Origin of the sequence: Klebsiella sp. PCX, from assembly GCF_021869705.1 — a bacterium.
GTDB lineage: Bacteria > Pseudomonadota > Gammaproteobacteria > Enterobacterales > Enterobacteriaceae > Klebsiella > Klebsiella quasipneumoniae.
Window position 1 is genome coordinate 1064407 of the sequence record NZ_CP091527.1, and the last position, 16671, is coordinate 1081077.

A 16671-nucleotide genomic window follows, 5' to 3' on the forward strand; every position below is an offset into this window, starting at 1 on the left:
GGGGCAAGCAGGCGGCGTTGAGGCAGGATTAACGCGCGCTCACCAGCTCGCGTTTCATATCAATAATCTGCTGGAAGTCAGCCACGCTGCCCGGGCCGATGTGCTGAGTACCGCCCATCGCTTTGATAAAGCAGGCGTGATCCTCAGTATCCAGTTTTTTCACCGCCGCCACGACCTTCGCTTTAAAGTCCGCTGGCAGCGCATTGCTCACCAGGATCGGGCCGTTCGGGATCAGCGGCGATTGCCAGATAATGCGGATCTGCTTCATCAGATCCGGATGATCCATGCGAATCAGGCGGTTGAACGCGCCGGTGGTGTAGCCGGTGTTGTAATCGCCCACCATCGAGGCCCAGGTGACCGCGCCCGCGAACTGGCCATTCAGCACGCCGAGGATGTCCTGCTCGTGGCCACCGGAGAAGGTGACGCTGGAGAAGGTGTTGTTGTATTTGTTGTCGGCGTTACCGCCAAATTTTTCTTTAAACGCATGGTTAGGGATCAGATACCCGGAAGTGGAGTCCGGGTCGGCGAAGCCGAAGGCTTTGCCTTTTAAATCGTCCAGCGTTTTATACGGGGAGTCAGCTTTGACAATCACCACCGAGTGGTAGCCGCGAGACTGATCTTTGTCGTCCACGGCGATACCGACGATATCCACCGCTTTGGGGTTATTAAGATAAACCGAGGCGTAAGAGGAGGGAGACATGCTCAGCACCACGTCGACTTTCCCTCCCAGCAGACCCTGGATCACCCCGGAATAGTCGGAAGAGTTGCGCAGTTTGGTGTCCACGTTCAGCTCTTTATCGAGGAAGGCCTTCACGCACTGGTTATCGCCGATTTGCTGGGTGGCGTTCTGTCCGCCGAGAATGCCCAGATTCAGCTCTTTCGGCTGCGCCGCCGCTGCCTGCCATGCCATCATCATGCCCGCGACCATTGCGGATAAACGAACTGCGCCAGTCATAGATTTTTTCATTATGTTGCCCGTGTGAGTGAAATTAATGCAATTGGCTAACTTCATCGCCGTACAGCCGCTGCAGCACATCCTGCGTCAGCCGGGAGGGGTGATCGTCAAAAATAAGCTGGCCGCTGGCGACGCCGATAACCCGGGTGCAGTAGGTCTTCACCAGCTCTACCGAATGCAGGTTTACCATCACGCTGATGCCCTGCTCGCTAATTTCGCGCAACACATCCATGATGCGCTGGGTGTTTTTCGGATCCAGCGAGGCGACAGGCTCGTCGGCCAGCAGGATCCCGGGGTTTTGCATCAGCGCCCGGCAGATCGCCACCCGCTGCATCTGCCCGCCGGAGAGGTTCTCCGCCCGCTGCAGCGCGTGCGGCAGCATGTTCATCCACTCAAGCAGCGCAATGGCGCGCGCCCGGTCAGCTTCAGGAAAGATTTTAAACAGCGATTTCAGGGTTGAAGTCTGGCTGAGGCGGCCCAGCAGGACGTTGGTGAGCACATCGAGACGGGGCACCAGGCAGAAGTCCTGAAAAATCATTCCGCAGTGGCTGCGCCAGGCATTGAGCGCGCGACCTTTCAGCTGTGAGACATCGTGCGGGGTACCGACTTCCGGGTAGCTAAGAATTTCTCCGCCGCTGGCGCTGTGGGTGCCGTTGAGGACATGCAGGAGCGTCGATTTACCGGCGCCGGAGCGGCCTATGATGCCAACCATTTCGCCAGCGTGCAGATCAAAGCTGATGCCGTCCAGCACCTTGTGCTGGGCTTGATAAGCTTTACTCAGATTACGCACGCTTAAGACCTTCCGCTGCCGGCCGGCATTGAGTTCGGTGAACGGCTGGAAATCAGTTTCGGCCACCGCGGCAAGAGAGCTGTTCATAAGAGTGTCCAGGTTCGTCATTAACTGGCCACTATTAATAGGTCTTTATGTGAAATTTCGATGACGGTATTGCGAACAAACCGTGAACAGGCGGGAAAGGGCGGCGGTGAGCGGTTCACCGTGCGCGGTACGCTGGCGAAGCGCCGAAAAGCGGCTATGCTTTCGGGAACGCGGAGGCTGGCGTCCCCGTGCGGCAGGAACCCATCGGCAAAACTCGTTTTATCTTGCTAATGAGGTCTGTTTAATCGAATAGATAATGCTTCTGCCTTTGTTTAGCATTCATCATTCCGCAAAATTAACATATATATAACTATTTTGTGCGGCATGTTAATCTATTTATGAGTCTTATGCATTGGTGAATCATCCTGGTTATTGCTGATTTTTAGACTTATATTCTTTATTTTTGAATAAATTTGGTTTATTTGACAACTGCATTCTGCCCTTCATTAAGAATATTCCTAACATAATAGGGTGAAGATCCTGGGTAATATAAAATTCTGCTAAGAATTGAGGGTTATATTGCTAATAACCTTATGAAAATAAATACCTTTTTCTTTCGCTCAAAAATGAGATATTTTCAGTTTTTGTAAATATTGACCTGGGCGCGAAATTCATTGCCTTCCCGCATGTTGACACTCCATAGGAAAAAACTTAAATTCAACGCCAAGCAGAAAATAATTATAGTTTAACCCCGCTTATTCAATACTGATAAGTAATGCGTGTCTTATTTAATGGCGATTTACTAAAGGAATCGAATACGCCAGTAAACTTTATAGGCCTGGCAAGCAGTGACGTTTTAAAAATGATTACTTCAAGGACTATGAGGTTAAAAACTATATGGAATATAAAAGCTGTTCCGATAAGTATATTTGGTCTGCCGATGACTCCTACTTCTATAAAGGATTGTCTGAACTGATTGTAGATATCGACGAGTTAATTTATCTGTCGCTAGAGAAAATCAGAAAAGATTTCGTGTTTATCAATCTCAATACGGCTTCGTTAAACGAGTTTATCAGGCGCGACAGCGAATGGCTATCCGCGGTAAAGGGGAAACAGGTCGTATTAATTGCGGCCAGGAAGTCAGAAGCCTTAGCGAATTACTGGTATTACAATAGCGATATTCGCGGCGTGGTATATGTTGGCCTGAGTCGCGATATTCGAAAAGAGCTGGCCTATGTGATTAATGGCAGGTTTCTCCGTAAAGATATTAAGAAAGATAAAATTACAGACCGGGAAATGAAAATTATCCGCATGACCGCCCAGGGCATGCAGCCGAAATCGATCGCCAGAATTGAAAATTGTAGCGTGAAGACAGTATATACCCATCGGCGCAATGCCGAGGCCAAGCTGTATTCCAAAATATACAAATTAGTTCAGTAACACCCAGGTAAGTTAATTTTTGAATGGTTCACCGGGACATCATGTCCTTAATTCAACTCAGGAAGAAAAAGCGATGAAAAAAAAGGTTCTGGCAATAGCTCTGGTAACGGCGTTTACCGGTATGGGCGTGGCGCAGGCTGCTGACGTAACGGCTCAGGCTGTAGCGACCTGGTCTGCGACCGCCAAAAAAGACACCACCAGCAAGCTGGTGGTCACCCCGCTCGGCAGCCTGGCGTTCCAGTATGCCGAAGGCGTGAAAGGTTTTAACTCACAGAAAGGTCTGTTTGACGTGGCGATTGAGGGTGACGCAACGGCGACCGCCTTTAAGCTGACCTCGCGTCTTATCACCAACACCTTAACCCAGCTGGATACCTCCGGCTCCACGCTGAGCGTGGGCGTGGATTATAACGGCGCAGCGGTGGAAAAAACCGGTGATACCGTGATGATCGATACCGCCAACAACGTTCTGGGCGGCAACCTCAGCGCGCTGGCTAACGGCTACAACGCCAGCGGCCGTACCACCGCGCAGGATGGTTTCACCTTCTCGATCATCAGCGGCACCACCGACGGCACCACCGCCGTGACCGATTACAGCACCCTGCCGGAAGGGATCTGGAGCGGCGACGTCAGCGTACAGTTCGACGCCACCTGGACCAGCTGATCCTTGTGATGCGCCAGCAGGGGGGCTCCCCCTGCTTTTTTCACGGACGGAATTGTTATGAAAAAGCACCTTCTGGCCCTCGGGCTGCTGCTTGCCGGAGTATCGCCGGCGCAGGCGCTGGATGTCGGCGATATCTCATCGTTTATGAACAGCGGCAGCAGCACACTGAGCAAAACGATCAAGAACAGCACCGACAGCGGCCGCCTGATCAATATCCATCTCGAAAGGCTCTCTTCCCCGCTGGACGACGGACAGGTTATCCCGATGGATAAACCGGATGAGGTGCTGCTCACTCCCGCCAGCCTGCTGCTACCCGCCCAGGCCAGCGATGTGATCCGCTTCTTCTACAAAGGCCCGGCGGATAACAAAGAGCGCTACTACCGCATTGTCTGGTTCGACCAGGCGCTCAGCGATGCCCAGCGCGATAACGCCACCCGCAGCGCGGTTGCCACCGCTTCCGCTCGCATCGGCACCATCCTGGTGGTGGCGCCCCGGCAGGTGAACTACCGCTTTCAGTATGCCAACGGCTCCCTGACCAACACCGGGAATGCGACGCTGCGGATCCTCGCCTACGGCCCCTGCCTGAAGGCCGCCGACGGTAAGGAGTGCAAAGAGAACTACTACCTGATGCCGGGTAAATCACGCCGTTTTACGCGCGTGGACACGGCGGATAAAAAAGGACGGGTTGCGCTTTGGCAGGGTGAGCAGTTTGTTCCCGTGAAATAGACAGCTGTGCAGATGGATAACGACGATGCCTCTACAACGGATTTCCCCAGGACTGAAAACGCGGCTTGCCTTCGGCATGTTTTTTTTGTTCGTTCAGCCCGACGCCAGTGCGGCGGCCCCAGGCGCGCAGCAGATTGGCGGGGTGATTATTCCGCAGGCCTTCAGCCAGGCGCTGCAGGACGGCATGAGCGTTCCTCTTTATATTCATCTTGCCGGCAGCCAGGACACCCGGGACGATCAGCGGATCGGCAGCGCCTTTATCTGGCTGGATGGCGGCCAGCTGCGCGTTCGGCAGATCCGGCTGGAGGACAATGAGGGTAACGCCAGCGTCAGCGAACAGACCCGACAGCAGCTGATCGGCCTCGCCAACGCCCCGTTCAGCGAGGCGCTCACCATTACTCTGACCGACAGCGCGCAGCTGGATCTCAGCCTGCGCCAGCTGCTGCTGCAGCTGGTGGTCAAGCGCGAGGCGCTGGGCACTGTGCTGCGCTCGCGCAGCGAAGACATCGGCCAGTCGAGCGTCAACGCCCTGAGCAGCAACCTGAGCTATAACCTCGGCGTCTATAACAACCAGATGCGCAACGGCGGAAGCAACACCTCCAGCTACCTGTCGCTGAACAACGTCACGGCGCTGCGTGAGCATCACGTGGTGCTCGACGGCTCGCTGTACGGCATCGGCAGTGGTCAGCAGGACAGTGAATTATATAAAGCCATGTATGAACGCGATTTCTCCGGCCACCGCTTTGCCGGCGGGATGCTTGACACCTGGAACCTGCAGTCTCTGGGACCGATGACCGCTATTTCGGCGGGCAAGATTTACGGCCTTTCCTGGGGGAACCAGGCCAGCTCCACCGTCTTCGACAACAGCCAGTCCGCCACGCCGGTGATTGCCTTTTTACCGGCGGCGGGCGAGGTGCATCTCACCCGCGACGGCCGGTTGCTGAGCGTCCAGAACTTCGCCATGGGCAACCATGAAGTGGATACCCGCGGCCTGCCGTACGGTATTTACGACGTGGAAGTGGAGGTGATCGTCAACGGGCGGGTGGTCAGCAAACGCACCCAGCGGGTCAATAAGCTGTTCAGCCGGGGACGCGGCGCCGGCGCGCCGCTGGCGTGGCAGGTATGGGGCGGCAGTTTTCATATGGATCGCTGGTCGGAGAGCGGAAAAAAGACCCGACCGGCGAAAGAGAGCTGGCTGGCGGGCCTCTCGGCCTCCGGGTCGCTCAGCACCCTGAGCTGGGCGGCAACGGGCTATGGCTACGACAACCAGGCGGTGGGAGAAACTCGCCTGACGCTGCCGCTGGGCGAGGCGATCAACGTTAACCTGCAAAACATGCTGGCCAGCGACAGCTCGTGGAGCAGCGTCGGCAGCATCAGTGCCACGTTGCCGGGGGGCTTTAGTTCAGTGTGGGTCAACCAGGAGAGAACCCACATTGGCGATCAATTGCGGCGCAGCGATGCCGATAACCGGGCGATCGGCGGCACCCTCAACCTGAATGCGCTGTGGTCGAAGCTGGGAACGTTCAGCGTGAGCTACAACGATGATCGCCGCTACAACAGCCATTACTACACCGCGGATTACTATCAGACGGTCTACAGCGGCGCCTTTGGCTCGCTTGGCCTGCGGGCGGGGATCCAGCGCTATAACAATGGCGACAGCAGCGCCAACACCGGGAAATATATCGCCCTCGATCTGTCGCTGCCGCTGGGCAACTGGTTCAGCGCCGGGATGACCCATCAGAACGGCTACACCATGGCTAACCTCTCAGCGCGTAAACAGTTTGATGAAGGCACCATTCGCACCATCGGCGCCAATCTGTCGCGGGCCATCTCCGGCGATACCGGGGATGACAAAACCCTCAGCGGCGGGGCGTATGCCCAGTTCGACGCCCGCTACGCCAGCGGCACGCTGAACGTCAACAGCGCAGCGGACGGCTACGTCAACACCAACCTCACCGCCAGCGGCAGCGTCGGCTGGCAGGGCAAAAATATCGCCGCCAGCGGACGAACCGACGGCAACGCCGGGGTGATCTTCAACACCGGGCTGGAGGACGATGGTCAAATCAGCGCCAGGGTCAACGGGCGGATCTTCCCGCTCAGCGGTAAGCGTAACTATCTGCCGCTCTCGCCTTATGGCCGCTATGAGGTGGAGCTGCAGAACAGCAAAAACTCGCTCGACAGTTACGACATCGTCAGCGGGCGCAAGAGTCATCTGACTCTCTATCCCGGCAACGTGGCGGTGATTGAGCCAGAGGTGAAGCAGATGGTCACCGTCTCCGGTCGTATTCGGGCGGAAGACGGCACGCTGCTGGCGAATGCGCGGATTAACAACCATATCGGCCGTACCCGCACCGATGAAAACGGCGAGTTTGTTATGGATGTGGATAAGAAATACCCCACGATCGATTTCAGCTACGGCGGCAATAAAACCTGCGAAGTGGCGCTGGAGCTCAGCCAGGCGCGCGGCGCCGTGTGGGTGGGGGATGTGGTTTGCAGCGGCCTCTCGTCGTGGGCGGCGGTGCAGCAGACAGGAGAAGAGAATGAAAGTTAACCCATTAATCGCCCTGGCGATCCTCGCGCTGCTCTGGCCGGCGGCTGCGCTCAGGGCGGCGGTGACCAAGACCACCTGGTCGGATGCGCCGGCGCGCGAGTTTGTGTTTGTGGAAAACAACTCCGACGACAACTTTTTCGTCACTCCCGGCGGGGCGCTGGATCCGCGCATGACCGGCGCCAACCGCTGGACCGGCTTAAAATACACCGGCTCCGGGACCATCTATCAGCAGAGTCTCGGCTATATCGATAACGGCTACAACACCGGGCTCAATGCCAACTGGAAGTTTGATATGTGGCTGGAAAACTCGCCGGTTTCGCACCCCTTAACCGGCCTGCGCTGCATCAACTGGTACGCCGGGTGCGATATGGCCACCAGCCTGATCCTGCCGCAGACCACTGACGCCAGCGGGTTCTATGGCGCGACGGTGACCAGCGGCGGCGCGAAGTGGATGCACGGTATGATGTCGGACGCGTTTTATCAGTATCTGCAACAGATGCCGGTCGGCGGCAGCTTCACGATGACCATCAATGCCTGCCAGACCTCGGTGAACTACGACGCCAGCAGCGGCGCGCGCTGTAAGGATCAGGCCTCCGGCAACTGGTATGTGCGCAACGTCACCCACACCAAAGCCGCGAACCTGCGGTTGATAAACACCCACTCGCTGGCGGAGGTGTTTATCAACAGCGATGGCGTGCCAACCCTTGGGGAAGGGAACGCCGACTGCCGGACACAGACTATCGGCAGCCGTTCAGGATTAAGCTGTAAGATGGTCAATTATACCTTGCAGACCAATGGGTTAAGCAATACGTCGATCCATATTTTCCCGGCGATCGCCAACTCGTCGCTGGCCTCGGCCGTCGGGGCGTATGATATGCAGTTCAGCCTCAACGGCAGCTCATGGAAGCCGGTGAGCAATACCGCCTATTACTACACCTTCAATGAGATGAAGAGCTCAGATGCGATCTATGTGTTCTTCTCCAGTAACTTCTTTAAGCAGATGGTGAATCTCGGGATCAGCGATATCAATACCAAGGATCTGTTCAACTTTCGCTTCCAGAACACCACCTCGCCGGAGTCAGGCTGGTATGAGTTTTCCACCTCCAATACGCTGATTATCAAGCCCCGTGATTTCAGCATCAGCATTATCTCTGACGAATATACCTCGGCGCCGTCGCGGGAGGGGTATGTCGGCAGTGGTGAACCGGCGCTCGATTTCGGCTACATCGTCACCACCAGCGGTAAAACGGCCGCCGACGAAGTGCTGATCAAAGTGACCGGACCGGCGCAGGTGATTGGTGGGCGCTCCTACTGTCTCTTCAGCTCCGATGACGGTACGGCGAAAGTGCCGTTCCCGGCGACGCTCTCTTTTATCACCCGCAGCGGCGCGACGCAGACCTACGACGCCGGGTGCGATGACAGCTGGCGGGATATGACCGATGCGCTGTGGCTGACCACGCCGTGGACCGATATCTCCGGCGAAGTGGGGCAGATGGATAAGACCACGGTGAAATTTTCGATTCCGATGGATAACGCCATTTCGCTGCGGACGGTAGACGATAACGGCTGGTTTGGCGAAGTCAGCGCTTCAGGAGAGATTCATGTCCAGGCGACGTGGCGCAACATTAACTAAGGCCCTGCTGACGCTGAGCTGCCTGCTGGCGGCGCCGCTGGCGCAGGCGATCTCGGTCGGCAATCTGACCTTTTCCCTGCCGGCTGAAGCGGATTTCGCCAGCAAACGGGTGGTCAATAACAATAAAAGCGCGCGGCTGTACCGGATCACTGTCAGCGCCATCGACCGCCCTGGCGGCAGCGAAGTGCGCTCCCGGCCGGTGGATGGCGAACTGCTGTTCGCCCCCCGCCAGCTGGCGCTGCAGGCCGGGGAGAGCGAATATTTCAAATTTTATTATCATGGGCCGCGGGATAACCGCGAGCGCTACTATCGGGTCTCGTTTCGTGAAATTCCCACCCGTAACCTGACGAGGCGCAGCCCGACCGGCGGCGAAGTCAGCATGGAGCCAGTGGTGGTGATGGATACCATTCTGGTGGTGCGCCCGCGGCAGGTACAGTTTAAATGGTCTTTCGATAAGGCGGCCGGGACGGTGAGCAACACCGGCAATACCTGGTTTAAGCTGCTGATTAAACCCGGGTGCGATTCGACCGAAGAGGAGGGCGACGCGTGGTATCTGCGTCCCGGGGACGTGGTTCGCCAGCCGGCATTGCGCCAGCCGGGGAACCACTATCTGGTCTATAACGACAAATTTATTAAGATCAGCGATACCTGTCCGCTGAAGCCCCGTCCCGCGGAGTGAGCCTTATCCGGCGGTCGCGCGGCGGGTAAAGCGCCGGCTGGCCAGCAGGCTCAGACCGCAGCACAGCAGGTAGTACACCGCGCCGGTGAAGACGAAGATCGCCAGGGGATAGATTTGCACCCGGTTGTTGACCTGGCCGGCCACGGTAGTCAGCTCCGGGACGTTGACGATAAACGCCAGCGAAGTGTCCTTCAGCAGGCCGATAAAGATCCCCACCAGCGACGGCTGAACGTTGCGCAGCGCCTGCGGGAGCAGCACCAGGCGCAGCGTTTGCCCGGGGGCGAACCCCTGGGTCAGCGCCGCCTCATACTGTCCTTTCGGCAGCGACTGCAGCCCGGCCAGCACCGAATGCATCACCGAGGCGGCGGTAAACCACGCCAGCGCCAGGGTCACGGTCACCGCGCCGGGCAGATCGCCGCCGGTCAGCATCGGCAGCAGATACCACAGCCAGAAGATGACAAATATCAGCGGGATGCCGCGGATAATTTCCGCCCACAGGAACAGCAGACGTCGCGTCAGCCCGCCGTAGCGCCAGGCCAGGCCCGCCAGCGCAATGCCTCCCGGCAGCGCCAGCAGGGTGGCGCCGATGGCCATCAGCAGGGTCAGGGCCACGCCGCCGGGCTGGCCCTCCGCCAGCCGGCCCCACAGCAGGTAATCAAGGTTATCGGCGATCACCGCCAGATTAGCGTTCATGTTGGGCGCTCCGTTGCAGTTTTCTTCCCGGGCCGAGACGCGTTAGCGCCACGCCCATCGCCACCCCCAGCGCCAGATACAGCGCGGTGCCGATGGCAAACGCCTCCAGGGCGTGCGCGTTATAGCTCTCAATCTGCCGCACCTGATAAGTCAGTTCCGCAAAGCCGATGCCGCTGGCCAGCGATGAGAGTTTCATCAGGTTGAGATACTGGCCGACAATCGGCTGCCAGGCGTTGGCCAGTCCCTGCGGCAGGAGGATAAAGCGCAGCTCCTGCCACGGGGTAAAGCCCTGCGACAGCGCGGCTTCCCGCTGCCCGTGGCTGACGGCGCGCAGTCCGGAGGCGATCTCTTCCACCAGAAAGGCAGAGGTAAAGACCCCCAGCCCCCACATCGAGCAGAGGAACTCCGGCGTCAGCCACCAGACGTTGCCCGGCAGAATGGACCAGGCGTGCTCGTCGTTTACCACGTCCTTCACCGCCAGCGGCAGCAGGTTCCAGGCGGCAAAGTACCAGAACAGCAGCTGGACCAGCAGCGGAGTATTGCGAAACAGCGAGACCCACGCGGCCACCAGCCCGCGCCCCACGCGGCCGCCGCCGAGACGCAGGGCCAGCAGCAGGACCGCCAGCGCAGTGGCGAGCAGGATCCCGGCGACGCTGACCCAGACGGTGGTGAGAAAACCAGAGATAATCCATTGCAACGGCTGTCCGCTCAGGACGCCGTGCCAGTCAAGCATCGGCGTCACTCGAGGCTCTCCTGGTGCAGCGGATCCAGCACCTTCTGCAGAAAACGCCGCGCGCGGGCATGCTGCGGATGGGCGAAAAACTCAGCCGGTGGGGCGACCTCGAGAATGTCGCCGCCGTCGATAAACACCACCCGGTCGGCAATTTCGCGGGCAAACTGCATCTCGTGGGTCACCACCAGCATGGTGATCCCACTGTGGGCGAGGTTTTTCATCACCTGCAGCACTTCGCCGATCATCTCCGGGTCGAGGGCCGAGGTGGGCTCGTCGAACAGGATAATCTGCGGCGAGGAGGCCAGAGCGCGGGCGATGGCCACCCGCTGCTGCTGGCCGCCGGAGAGCTGCGCCGGCATCTGCTGCGCTTTCTCCTCCAGCCCGACCTGGCGCAGCAGCGCAAGCGCCCGCTCCTGAGCCGCGCTTTTTCCCCAGCCGTGGACGCGCTCCAGCGCCAGCGTGATGTTCTCCTGCGCCGTCAGGTGGGCGTAAAGGTTGAACTGCTGGAAGACAAAGCCGACGCGGCTACGCAGCTGGCGCAAGGCGCTGCCGCTCAGCCGGCTGGTGGGTTTACCGTCGATCAGGATCTCGCCGCCGCTTAAGGATTCGAGCTGGTTGATCAAGCGGATCAGCGTCGATTTTCCCGATCCGGAAGGACCGAGGATCGCCACCACTTCGCCGGGCTCGACCTGCAGGTTGATAGCGTTAAGCACCTGATGATCGCCGTAGCGCTTGGCTACCTCACGAAACGTTATGCTGGCGCGCTGCAGACGTGAAAAATCCGCGGCCGGGGCCGCGGAGTGGGAGAATAAACCCGAGAACATATTATTTCGCTTCTATGGTAAAGGCGCGCGGCTGCGGCGTTTTAGTGGCAGGGCCAAACCAGACATCGTAAATTTTCGCGGCTTCACCGGTTTTCTCCAGCTTCACCAGCTCATCGTTGACGGCTTTCAGCAGGGCCGGTTCGCCTTTCTTCACGCCCACGCCAATCTCTTCTTTGCTGAGCAGATCGGGCAGAATTTTAAACTTGGCTTTATCCGGCGCTTCCGCCAACAGACCGGCAAGGATAGTGCTGTCCTGGGTGATGGCCTGGACGTTGCCGTTGCGCAGAGCGGTCAGGGCCAGCGGAATATCGTCATAGGAGAGGACGCGAGCCTGCGGGAAACGCTGGTGCAGGGCCTGTTCGCCGGTGGTGCCTTTCACCGCGCCGATGCGCGCTTTGCTGTACTCATCAAGCTTATCCGGAGAACCGGCCGGCACGAGGAACTGCTGGCCGGTGACGAAATACGGCGTTGAGAAATCAATAACCTGGGCCCGCTCCGGGGTGATGGTAATGTCGGCGACGATCAGGTCGGCTTTGCCGGACTGCAGCAGCGGAATACGGTTGGCCGGGTTAGTGGCCACCAGCTCGAGTTTGACGCCGAGCGCTTTCGCCAGCGCCTGGGCAAAGTCGACGTCGTAGCCGACGATATGGTGGGTTTTGGCGTCTACGGAGCCGAACGGCGGGTTGGCGTCAAAGGTGGCGACTTTCACGACGCCAGCGGCTTTGATGTCAGCCAGCTGGTCGGCCTGCGCCTGCGAGGCGAGCAGCAGCATACCCAGCGCCAGTGCTATTTTTGTGGTTTTGTTGCGCATAGTTTTTCCCCTGAATCCCTGTTTTGTTTTGTGGACATCACGCTCCCATAAATTGCCCATCGGCGGCAAAGAAGAAAAAATTCTTATCTATAACCAAAAAGAACTTAACAAACCTGTGGGTATTCTTTATGCGCCGCTGGCGTTTTACCGGCGCGGCAACGATTGCCGGGCGGCCCTCTCTCCCTCCGGAGAGAGGGGGAGGGGATAGGGGTAATTTTCCGTTCATCGTGCGCATGGGCGTTAGCCCCGCGGTGTATACCGGGGCTGCAACGACTGCCGGGCGGTTCCCTCTCCCTCAGGGAGAGGGTTAGGGTGAGGGGAAAAGCACCGGGGGTAATATGCGCCAGCCAGGATTGCAAATTCGGAATTAATATTTCCCGCGCCCGGCCAACTGTGGTTGAAATAGACCCAGGCGATACGCTTCCCGACAGAGGAGAAAACGAAAGTGGCATTGTGGCAACGGTTAACGGGCTGGCTGGCTTTTTTGTCCAACGGTGAAGCCGGACAGCAAGATACCCAACGCGTCATGGAGGCGATCCTGCCGGTGGCCAGCCTTTACGGCGTGGACATTGGCAACGTGGAAACCCGGTGGTTCCGTCATGATAAGACATACTGAGCGACGCAGGACGCGAGAAGCCTACTGGAACGAGGTGTGCTTTGTGTAGCAAGAGACTGCCTGAGGTTGCGGCCTCGCAGGAGGCGCCGCCGCAGCCCAGGCAGTTTTGACCATGCCTATCCCCCCAGATACATCCGCTTAATTTCCGGATTAGTCAGCATCTCCCGCGCCGCGCCTGACAAGGTGATCCGGCCATTCTCCAGGACATACGCCCGATCGGCGATCGCCAGCGCGGCCGTCGCATTCTGCTCCACCAGCAGCACCGTCATATTCTCTTCGCGCAGTTGCTTAATGATGCCGAACAGCTCGCCGACAATTTTCGGCGCCAGTCCGAGGCTCGGTTCATCCAGCATCAATAACACCGGCTCGCTCATCAGCGCCCGGGCGATGGCCAGCATCTGCTGCTCGCCGCCGCTCATGGTGCCAGCCATCTGATGGCGCCGCTCCTTGAGCCGTGGAAAGAGGGCGTACATGCGATCGCGCAGGCGGGTGTAGCCGGCGAGATTATTGTAAGCGCCCATGCGCAGGTTCTCTTCGATGGTCAGGTTGGTAAAGACCCGGCGTCCCTCCGGCACCAGCGCAAGCCCGCGGCGCACGATCTGGTGGGTCTGGCTGCGCGAGATATCGTCGTTAAGGAAGCTGACGCGCCCGCTGGAGCGCACCAGGTTGACGATCCCATTGAGGGTGGAGGTTTTACCGGCGCCATTGCTACCGATCAGGGTGACGATCTCCCGGTCATAGACGTCGATATCGACGCCCTTCAGCCCCTGGATCACGCCGTAAAAAACCTTCAGTTCCCGGGCGTTAAGCATAATTGGCTTCTCCCAGATAAGCGGAAATGACGTCCGGATGCTGGATCGCCTCGGCCATCAGGCCGCTGAACAATGGCTTACCATACTCCAGGACCATCACCCGTTCGCACAGGCGGTTGACGAAGGGCATATCGTGCTCGATTAACAGGACGCTGAGCTGATAGTCATGGCGCATGCGGAAGATCAGCTCCGCCAGATCCTCGGTCTCCTTTGGGTTCATCCCGGCAGCCGGCTCATCGAGCAGCAGCAGCTTCGGCGCGGTGGCCAGCGCGCGGGCGATCTCCACTTTGCGCTGGTTGCCATAGCTCAGGTTCGTGGCCTGCATATGGGCGAAGTGGGCGATGCCGATATCCTCCAGAATGGCCATCGCTTTGGCCTTCGCCGCCCGCTCGGCCGGAAAGTAGCGGCCAATGTGCAGGGCCGCCTCCAGCAACGAATAGCGGCTGGCCCGGTCGAGCCCGACCATCACATTCTCCAGCACCGTCATAGAGTTAAACAGCCGGATATTCTGGAAGGTGCGAGCGATCCCGGCGTTCACCACCTGGTTGGGCTTCAGCCCCTTCAGCGAGGCGCCCGCGAGGGTGACGCTGCCGCTGGTGGGCTTATAGTTGGCGGTGATGACGTTAAACAGGGTGGTCTTACCCGCGCCGTTCGGGCCGATAAGGCCAAAGATCTCCGCCTCGTCAACATGGAAGCTGACGTTGTCGATGGCCCGCAGGCCGCCAAACTGCATGGTGACGTCCTGCACCTGCAGGATGATTTTATTTTCCGCCATAGCCGCCGCTCCTTCTTCCGGTCTGCCAAATCTCTTTTTTCCCCAGCAGCCCTTCGCGGGCGAAGAGCATGATAATCAGCAGCAGCAGGGAGAAGACCACCATTCTCAGGCCCGGATAGGCGCCGAGATCGTGACCGAAGAACTGCAGCGGCTGGTCGAGAAAGCGCAGCCACTCGCCGCTGCCGACCACCAGCACGGTGCCGAGCAGGGCGCCGGTGGTGCTGCCGAGTCCGCCGAGGACGATAATAATCAGCAGCTGGAAGGTGAGCATAAAGTCGAACAGCCCCGGGGAGATGGTGGTCAGCAGGGAAGCCAGCAGACCGCCGCCGATCCCTTCGAAGAAGGCGCTGGTGGCGAAGGCGCAGGTTTTAATGCGGAAGGTGTTGACCCCCATGGCGATCGCCGCATCTTCGTCGTCGCGAATAGCTTTCATCATCCGACCATACTTCGACCACACCAGCTGAAGGATCATGCCGGTGGCCAGCAGGGCGAACAGCCCGCACCAGAACAGAAGATGCGGCTGCTGCGGAATATCGTTCAGCCCGATGGCGCCGTTGGTGATTTGCGGGTTGTTAATGGCGAGGATCTTGATGATAAACCCGAAGCCGAGGGTGACGATGGCCAGGTAGTCGCCGCGCACCCGGAAGACCGGTACGGCGAGGCACACCGCCAGCGCCGCCGCGCACAGGCCGCTTATCAGCAGGGCGGGGAGGAAACCCGCGTGCAGGCTGAGGATCCACGGGCTGGGGGCGGCCATTTCAAACATGTCTACCTTGCTGTCGCTGGAGAGGATCAGCAGGGCGGTGACGTAGGCGCCCACCGCCACGAAGCCGTTCGGCTCCAGCGACAGCTGGCCGGTCACGCCGTTGATCAGGTTGTAGCTGACCGCGAGGATCATAAAGATAAAAATGGTGCTGATGACGCGAACAATGTAGTCATTGAAAACCACGTTGATTCCGGCCAGCAGCGCGATACAGATGACAATAATGGCCAGGTTGCGCAGCTGCGCCCCGGCGGTCGTCGTCGCGTTGAGCATCAGAAACGGCTCCTTTCCAGACGTTCGTCGCCCATAATGCCGACCGGGCGGAACAAGAGGACCAGAATCAAGAACAGGAAGGCGAAAGCATCTTTATAGCCGCCCAGTTCGGGGAAGATCGCCACGGCGACCACTTCGGTAAAACCGAGGATAAAGCCGCCCAGCACCGCGCCGGTGACGCTGCCGATCCCGCCCAGCACGGCGGCGGCAAAGGCCTTCAGGCCGATAAGCACGCCCATCAGGGGATCGATCGTCGGGTAGCTGATGGAGTAGAACACGCCGCCGAGCGCCGCGAGGCTACTGCCGAGGGCGAAGACCAGGGAGATGATCCGGTTGGCGTCAATACCCATCAGGCGCACGGTGTTGACGTCAAAGGCCACCGCGCGGATCGCCATCCCATAGCGGGTGCGGTACAGCAGCCAGAGGATCGCCAGCAGCAGCAGGACGGTGATCAGCGGCACAATCCACGCCACGTTGGTAATGATGACGCTGCCAAAGGCCCGGGTCTGGTTGAAAAAGTCCGGGGCGGAGAAGAAGCGCGAGCTGCCGCCGAACAGCACGTTAAACAGGTTTTCGAGGAAGAAGCTGACGCCGATGGCGGTGATCAGCATGGAGATTTTCGAGGCCTGACGCAGCGGACGATAGGCAACCCGGTCAATCAGCATACCAAACAGGCCGCACAGCCCGAGGGTCAGGAAAACGGCTACCCCGAAGGGTAGCCCAACCGAAGAAAATAAAAACAGCGTACTAAACGCGCCGACCATCATCACGTCCGCATGGGCGAAGTTGATCAGCCGCAGCACGCCATAAACCATCGTATAACCGATGGCAATCAGGGCGTACATGCCCCCAAGACTCATTCCATTGACCACTTGCTGGAGAAAAATGGCGCCGTCCATTTTGTAGCCT

The 16671-nt window shown here is 58.7% G+C and carries 17 protein-coding genes; 7 read left to right on the forward strand and 10 right to left on the reverse strand.

Going from position 1 to position 16671, the window contains the following annotated elements; genetic code table 11:
• Window positions 1-28: 28 nt before the first annotated feature.
• On the reverse strand, window positions 29-967 hold the full coding sequence (phnD, locus tag GQR96_RS04920) for a phosphonate ABC transporter substrate-binding protein (protein ID WP_032426081.1): 939 nt from the start codon (window positions 965-967) through the stop codon (window positions 29-31).
• Window positions 968-989: 22 nt separating this feature from the next.
• The gene (gene phnC, locus GQR96_RS04925) at window positions 990-1832 is read right to left on the reverse strand and encodes a phosphonate ABC transporter ATP-binding protein (protein ID WP_042939290.1); all 843 of its coding nucleotides are present in this window, start codon (window positions 1830-1832) and stop codon (window positions 990-992) included.
• Window positions 1833-2669: 837 nt separating this feature from the next.
• Here phnC and GQR96_RS04930 point away from each other — a divergent pair.
• The 6 genes from GQR96_RS04930 (at window position 2670) to GQR96_RS04955 (ending at window position 9462) form a co-directional block, all read left to right on the forward strand.
• Window positions 2670-3212: an ECP biosynthesis operon DNA-binding transcriptional regulator EcpR gene (locus tag GQR96_RS04930; RefSeq protein ID WP_004144585.1), complete on the forward strand. Its 543-nt coding sequence runs from the start codon at window positions 2670-2672 to the stop codon at window positions 3210-3212.
• 73 nt (window positions 3213-3285) lie between these two features.
• On the forward strand, window positions 3286-3873 hold the full coding sequence (gene ecpA / locus GQR96_RS04935) for a common pilus major fimbrillin subunit EcpA (RefSeq protein WP_004204919.1): 588 nt from the start codon (window positions 3286-3288) through the stop codon (window positions 3871-3873).
• A gap of 57 nt (window positions 3874-3930) precedes the next feature.
• Entirely contained in the window at window positions 3931-4599 is a 669-nt protein-coding gene (locus GQR96_RS04940) for an EcpB family pilus assembly chaperone (protein ID WP_017900976.1), read from the forward strand.
• Window positions 4600-4624: 25 nt separating this feature from the next.
• Window positions 4625-7150, forward strand: a complete 2526-nt coding sequence (locus GQR96_RS04945) for a fimbrial biogenesis outer membrane usher protein (RefSeq protein ID WP_065903478.1) — start codon at window positions 4625-4627, stop codon at window positions 7148-7150.
• A complete protein-coding gene (gene ecpD, locus GQR96_RS04950; protein ID WP_004204915.1) occupies window positions 7140-8783 on the forward strand; it encodes a fimbrial adhesin EcpD in 1644 nt (547 codons plus the stop codon). Before GQR96_RS04945 ends, ecpD begins: the two co-directional genes overlap by 11 nt.
• The gene (locus GQR96_RS04955; RefSeq protein WP_017900978.1) at window positions 8752-9462 is read left to right on the forward strand and encodes a fimbria/pilus periplasmic chaperone; all 711 of its coding nucleotides are present in this window, start codon (window positions 8752-8754) and stop codon (window positions 9460-9462) included. Before ecpD ends, GQR96_RS04955 begins: the two co-directional genes overlap by 32 nt.
• A 3-nt stretch (window positions 9463-9465) precedes the next feature.
• Here GQR96_RS04955 and GQR96_RS04960 read toward each other — a convergent pair whose 3' ends face one another.
• From GQR96_RS04960 to GQR96_RS04975, 4 genes are read right to left on the reverse strand one after another with little or no spacing between them, the layout of a single operon-like run.
• The gene (locus GQR96_RS04960) at window positions 9466-10155 is read right to left on the reverse strand and encodes an amino acid ABC transporter permease (protein WP_017900979.1); all 690 of its coding nucleotides are present in this window, start codon (window positions 10153-10155) and stop codon (window positions 9466-9468) included.
• Window positions 10145-10897, reverse strand: coding sequence for an amino acid ABC transporter permease (locus tag GQR96_RS04965; RefSeq protein ID WP_065903480.1), 753 nt, complete (start codon window positions 10895-10897; stop codon window positions 10145-10147). Before GQR96_RS04965 ends, GQR96_RS04960 begins: the two co-directional genes overlap by 11 nt.
• Window positions 10894-11712 carry an amino acid ABC transporter ATP-binding protein gene (locus GQR96_RS04970; protein ID WP_004204909.1) on the reverse strand — a complete coding sequence of 273 codons (819 nt, stop codon included), beginning with the start codon at window positions 11710-11712 and terminating at the stop codon, window positions 10894-10896. Before GQR96_RS04970 ends, GQR96_RS04965 begins: the two co-directional genes overlap by 4 nt.
• 1 nt (window position 11713) lies before the next feature.
• Window positions 11714-12523: an ABC transporter substrate-binding protein gene (locus GQR96_RS04975; RefSeq protein ID WP_002890106.1), complete on the reverse strand. Its 810-nt coding sequence runs from the start codon at window positions 12521-12523 to the stop codon at window positions 11714-11716.
• Window positions 12524-12968: 445 nt separating this feature from the next.
• Between GQR96_RS04975 and GQR96_RS04980 the strand changes: the two genes are divergently transcribed.
• Entirely contained in the window at window positions 12969-13139 is a 171-nt protein-coding gene (locus tag GQR96_RS04980) for a hypothetical protein (RefSeq protein ID WP_002890108.1), read from the forward strand.
• A 116-nt stretch (window positions 13140-13255) separates the two neighbouring features.
• Here the strand turns inward: GQR96_RS04980 and GQR96_RS04985 are convergent, their stop codons facing one another.
• From GQR96_RS04985 to GQR96_RS05000, 4 genes are read right to left on the reverse strand one after another with little or no spacing between them, the layout of a single operon-like run.
• The gene (locus GQR96_RS04985; RefSeq protein ID WP_004204908.1) at window positions 13256-13951 is read right to left on the reverse strand and encodes an ABC transporter ATP-binding protein; all 696 of its coding nucleotides are present in this window, start codon (window positions 13949-13951) and stop codon (window positions 13256-13258) included.
• On the reverse strand, window positions 13944-14726 hold the full coding sequence (locus tag GQR96_RS04990; protein WP_017900983.1) for an ABC transporter ATP-binding protein: 783 nt from the start codon (window positions 14724-14726) through the stop codon (window positions 13944-13946). Before GQR96_RS04990 ends, GQR96_RS04985 begins: the two co-directional genes overlap by 8 nt.
• Entirely contained in the window at window positions 14713-15762 is a 1050-nt protein-coding gene (locus tag GQR96_RS04995; RefSeq protein ID WP_002890127.1) for a branched-chain amino acid ABC transporter permease, read from the reverse strand. Before GQR96_RS04995 ends, GQR96_RS04990 begins: the two co-directional genes overlap by 14 nt.
• Window positions 15762-16661, reverse strand: a complete 900-nt coding sequence (locus GQR96_RS05000) for a branched-chain amino acid ABC transporter permease (protein ID WP_002890128.1) — start codon at window positions 16659-16661, stop codon at window positions 15762-15764. The genes GQR96_RS04995 and GQR96_RS05000 overlap by 1 nt, the downstream gene beginning before the upstream one ends.
• Window positions 16662-16671 lie beyond the last annotated feature (10 nt).